A 4,788-nucleotide genomic window follows, 5' to 3' on the forward strand; every position below is an offset into this window, starting at 1 on the left:
GAGGGGCGCCCGGTGCCGGTCGGCCCCGGCTGCCCCGCAGGGCTGGGGCACCGCCTACCGGACCAGTCCCCAGCGGAAGCCGAGCGCCACGGCGCTGCGGACCGTGACGCCAGGCCGTCGCGGCTCACCATGTGACGCGTCCACAGGTGACGTCGCAGGTGCGCCTTTCCACAGCCATGTCCGGAGGACCTGACTATGGAAAGCCGCCAGACTATGTCTGTGACCGTCCTGCTCTTTCAGCCCGTTGCCGTCCAACCTTCATCGTGATCGTCGCAAGCTCCTCCACGATTCGGTTGTACGCGCAACACGCTTCAAGATCATTACGGTCACAGCTCAGGCATTATGAATGTACCAGGGTTTGTACCACGCCCTAAACGGGGCGGGTAAAGGTAAGATCCACCGCATGATGACCGTCCACCTCCTCAGCGCAGGGGACGGGTATACGTACTATGTACGTGAGACTGCCAGCGCCGATCAGGCCCGCGAGCGCGGCCAGGAGCTGGGCGATTACTACACCACCAGCGGCAACCCGCCGGGCGTCTGGATGGGTTCGGGCATCGAGCTTCTCGGTGTGTCGGGCGTCGTCAGCGAAGCCCAGATGAAGGCCCTCTACGGCGAGGGTCTGCACCCGGATGCGGAGCGCATGATCGCCGATCACATCGCTGCCGGGGTCAGTGCCAAGCAGGCGATGCGGGCCGCGCGTCTGGGCCGCAAGTACATGCAGTTCGTGCAGAAGGACACGCCGTTCGGGCGGATGCTGCATGAGGAGATCGAGCGCTTCGTGCGGATGGAGAAGCGCGAGCCGAACGCGACGGAGCGGTCCGAGATCCGGGGCCGCGTTGGCGCAGTGCAGTTCCGCACCGAGCACGGGCGCAGCCCCGAATCCAAGGAGGAGCTGGGTCGCTTCATCAAGGAGCAGGAGGGCGGCAAGCAGCGCAATGCAGTTGCCGGATTCGATCTCGTTTTCCGTGCACCGAAGTCGGTTTCCGTGCTGTGGGCGCTGGGGGATGAGAGCGTGCGCCGAGCCGTCGAGCAGGCCCACGTGCAGGCGATCGAAGAGACGGTGCAGTGGCTGGAGCAGAAGGCCACGATGACCCGCACTGGGGTCAACGGCATTGCCCAGGAAGACGTCGCTGGCGGCTTGATCGCTACTCGCTTCCGGCACTATGACAGCCGCACAGGTGACCCCCTGCTCCACGACCACGTAGTGGTGTCAAACAAGGTGCAGGGGCGTGACGGCAAGTGGAGGACGCTGGACAGCAAACTCCTTTTCGCGCAGAACGTGCCCGCCAGTGAGCACTACAACCTGCGGGTCATGGAGATCGTCTGTGAGGACCTCGGTCTGCGCGCAGAGGCCCGGGAAGTCACCCCGGGCAAGCGCCCGGTCATGGAGATTGCCGGGGTCGGGACCGACCTCATCGAGGCCCACTCAAGCCGCTCGCAGAGCATCAAGGAGCGCACCGCCGAGCTGGTCGCGGAGTACCGGGAGCGGCACGGCTACGACCCGTCGAACAAGGTCCTCACGGCACTCATGCAGCAGGCCACGCTGGAGACGCGTCCCGATAAGAAGGAGGCCCGCCCGCTCGCCGAGCTACGTCAGGAATGGCGTGAGGCGGCCGTCGAATCGTTCGGCTCCGACCGAGTGGACAACCTCCTTCGTGCTGCCCGAGTGGCGGCCCAGAGCACCCGTCCGGGTGCTGCGGCCGTGCCGCACCTGGACGTACACAAGGCCGCCCGCGAGGTCATCGAGACCGTCTCCGAGTACCGCAGCGTGTGGGGCCGGCGGCAGGTCTTCGCCGAGGCCCAGCGGTGGGTCATGGCCGCCACACTCGGCGCCGCACCAAGCGGTGACCTGGCCGAGCAGATCACTGATCGTGCGCTCGCGGCCGAGGTCATCGGCATCACCCCGCCGGACCTCAACCCCTACTTCCCGGGGGTGGCCCGCGCGGATGGAACGAGCATCTACCGCCGCCGGGAGACCGAGCTCTACACCTCCGTCAGCGTCCTTGCGGCCGAGGACCGGATCGTCTCCGCCGCCCGCACACAGGTGATTCCGGCGGTGTCCGCAGAGGTCTATCAGGCCGTCGAAGACGCCTACCAGCAGGCCAACCCGACCCGTCGCCTGGACGCGGGCCAGCGCGAGCTGGCCCGCACCTTCGCGTGCAGCGAGAAGCTCGTAGCGGCGGGCATCGGTCCGGCCGGTGCAGGCAAGACGACCGCCATGCGGGTTGCCGCCGACGCCGTTCGCGCGAGCGGCGGCCGCGTCATCGGTCTGGGCCCCTCCGCCCGTGCCGCCACCGAGCTTTCCGCCGGCCTGGAGGCCCCGGCCTTCTCGCTGCATGACTGGCTCGGAGCCCGTGAACGGCTGCACCAGGGCAAGCGCGTGGCCCCCGAGTACCAGCTGTCTGCCGGCGACGTCATCGTGATCGACGAGGCCGGCATGGCGGGCAGCAAGCGCATCGCCGCCGTCGTCGCGGAGGCCCAGGAAGCCGGTGCACTTGTCCGTCTGATCGGTGACCCCTTCCAGCTCGCCGCCGTGGAATCCGGCGGCGCTCTGCGCCTGCTCGCCAACACCGTCGACGTCGTCGAGCTGGAGAACCTGCACCGCTTCCGTGCACCTGGAGAAGCGGCCGCCACCCTCGCCCTGCGCAGCGGCGAACCCGAGGACGCGTGGACCTGGTACCTGAACAACAGCCGCGTCGTCGCCGGTACGCGCGAGCAGATGCTGCACGCGATCTTCACCGACTGGCAGGCCGACATCGAGCAGGGCCACACGGCGCTGATGATGGCGGATGACAACGCCAGCGTGACCGAGCTCAACACCCTCGCGCAGGCATACCGGATGGGCCGGGGACAGCTCGACGCCACCCAGAGCGTCGACCTCGGTGACGGCCTCCAGGCCCACCGCGGCGACCTCATCGTCACCCGCAAGAACGACCGCAGGAACGCGGTCATGGGAGGCCGTGACTTCGTCAAGAACGGCGACCAGTGGGCGATCGAGGCCGTCCGGGACAACGGCGACCTCGTCGTACGGCACACCGACCACGGCGGCCGGACCGTGCTGAAGGCCGAGTACGTCGGGACCTTCGTCGAGCTCGGCTACGCAGCCACCGGTCACCGAGGCCAGGGCGCCACCGTGGACACCGGAAGCGGCCTGGTCACCCGCCGCACCAGCCGCGAGTCCGCGTACGTGCAGGTGACCCGGGGCCGCCTGAAGAACCGCATCTACGTCGTCCTGGACGAAGGCCAGACGATGCGGGACGTGCTCGACACGATCGCCTACACGCAGAGGGCCTCGGTCTCCGCGACCGAGGCCATCCGGGCCGAGCAGGACCGGGTGTACGGCATTTCACAGCTGGCCTCCGAGTACAACGACGTGCACGCCCGTGCACTGTCGCTGCGCTACCAGAACATGGCCCGTTCCGTCCTGGGGGCGGGCGCCGAGGCCGTCATCGCCGAGGAGGCATGGCCGGCGGTCGAACGCGCCCTGCGTGACGCTGAGCGCGCCGGTTTCGCTCCCGAGCGCATCCTCTTCAACGCTTTCCACGAAAGGGACTTCACCGACGCCGAGGACAACGCGGCGGTGCTGAGCTGGCGGATCGACAACCACGTCGACGACGCCCGCAGCGTTCTCCAGCGCCTCGAAGAACAGGGCACAACACGGCCGCTGATCGACCTGACGGACGACCAGCTGGGCCGTCTAGTCGAGCGTGCCGAGGAGCGGCGCAAGCAGGCTCTCGACGCGCTGCACCGAGCCGATGCCCGAGTGGCCAGCCAGCCCCGGCCGGTGGTCGTGGACGGACTTCCGGTGCCGGCCTGGCCGGGACGTGAATACGGAGACCTCACCCGGCTCCAGCTCTCGCAGGCCATCGCGGAAGCCCGCCGCAACGCCCGTCTCGCCAGCCTCTCCGTCATGCAGGCCCAGCGCGACGGCCGGAGCGAGGACGCCGAAGCACACCGTCAGGAGGCTCGCGCAGCGGCCGCCCGCCTGAACGGCCTGAAGACCGAACAGGCGACCCGTAAGGCCATGAGCTGGGTCGACCGCGCCCGCGAGGAGTGGCAGCGCGAGCCGGGGCCCGGCCGCGCTCACACCGCAGGCGTGGACGGCGAGACGGTCGCCGCCGAGATGCGCACCAACCTCCACGCGCAGGACGAGGCCCGGGTGCGGCTGGCCCGCGCCGAGGTGGTCGACCAGCGGGTGCGAGCCGAGCAGCGCCTTCGCAGGCTCCTGCCCGAGGCGGCCGAGGTCACCCCGGTCCACACCGGGCCGCTGCCCGAGTGGCTGCTGCCGCGCGAGGCGGAGCGTGACCAGCACACCCCGGCCCCGTGGGTTGAGCACCTGGACGCGCGCCGTCAGATCATCGACGAACGCCTTACCCAGACTGGGGCCGCTCTGGCAGCCAACCCGCCGCAGTGGGCTCGCAACCTCGGGCCGGTGCCGCCCGAGGGAACCGAGCTGCGCGACACCTGGGAGCGCACGGCCGCGCTCGCCGACGCCTGGCGAGCCCGGCGACAGGTCCGGGCAGACGAACCCGGTCTCGGCAACCAGCCGGTGGGGGAGCGGGACGCGGCCGCCTGGCAGGCGCTGCACGAGCAGGTTGCCGAGGTCGGGCGCCGGGCGCGTGCGACCGAGGCCGCCGCTCGCCGTGGCGAGGCCCTCGCGGCAGCAGCCCGGGAAGAGGTGCACCCGACCGAGCCTGAACGCGAGTTCGCCCCGTCCGGTGAGACCGTCACCGACGTCCTTGTGGATGAGCCGTCCCTGGAGGAGGACATCGAGGTCGTGGTTGA

General features: G+C 69.6%; 1 protein-coding gene. It reads left to right on the top strand.

The features are described 5' to 3' along the window. Positions 1-403 precede the first annotated feature (403 nt). The coding region (mobF, locus tag AB0D93_RS34255; RefSeq protein WP_362128126.1) for a MobF family relaxase at positions 404-4,788 on the top strand (4,385 nt) is incomplete at its 3' end.

This window comes from Streptomyces sp. NPDC048191, from assembly GCF_040652655.1.
In the GTDB taxonomy this organism is placed as follows: Bacteria; Actinomycetota; Actinomycetes; order Streptomycetales; family Streptomycetaceae; genus Streptomyces.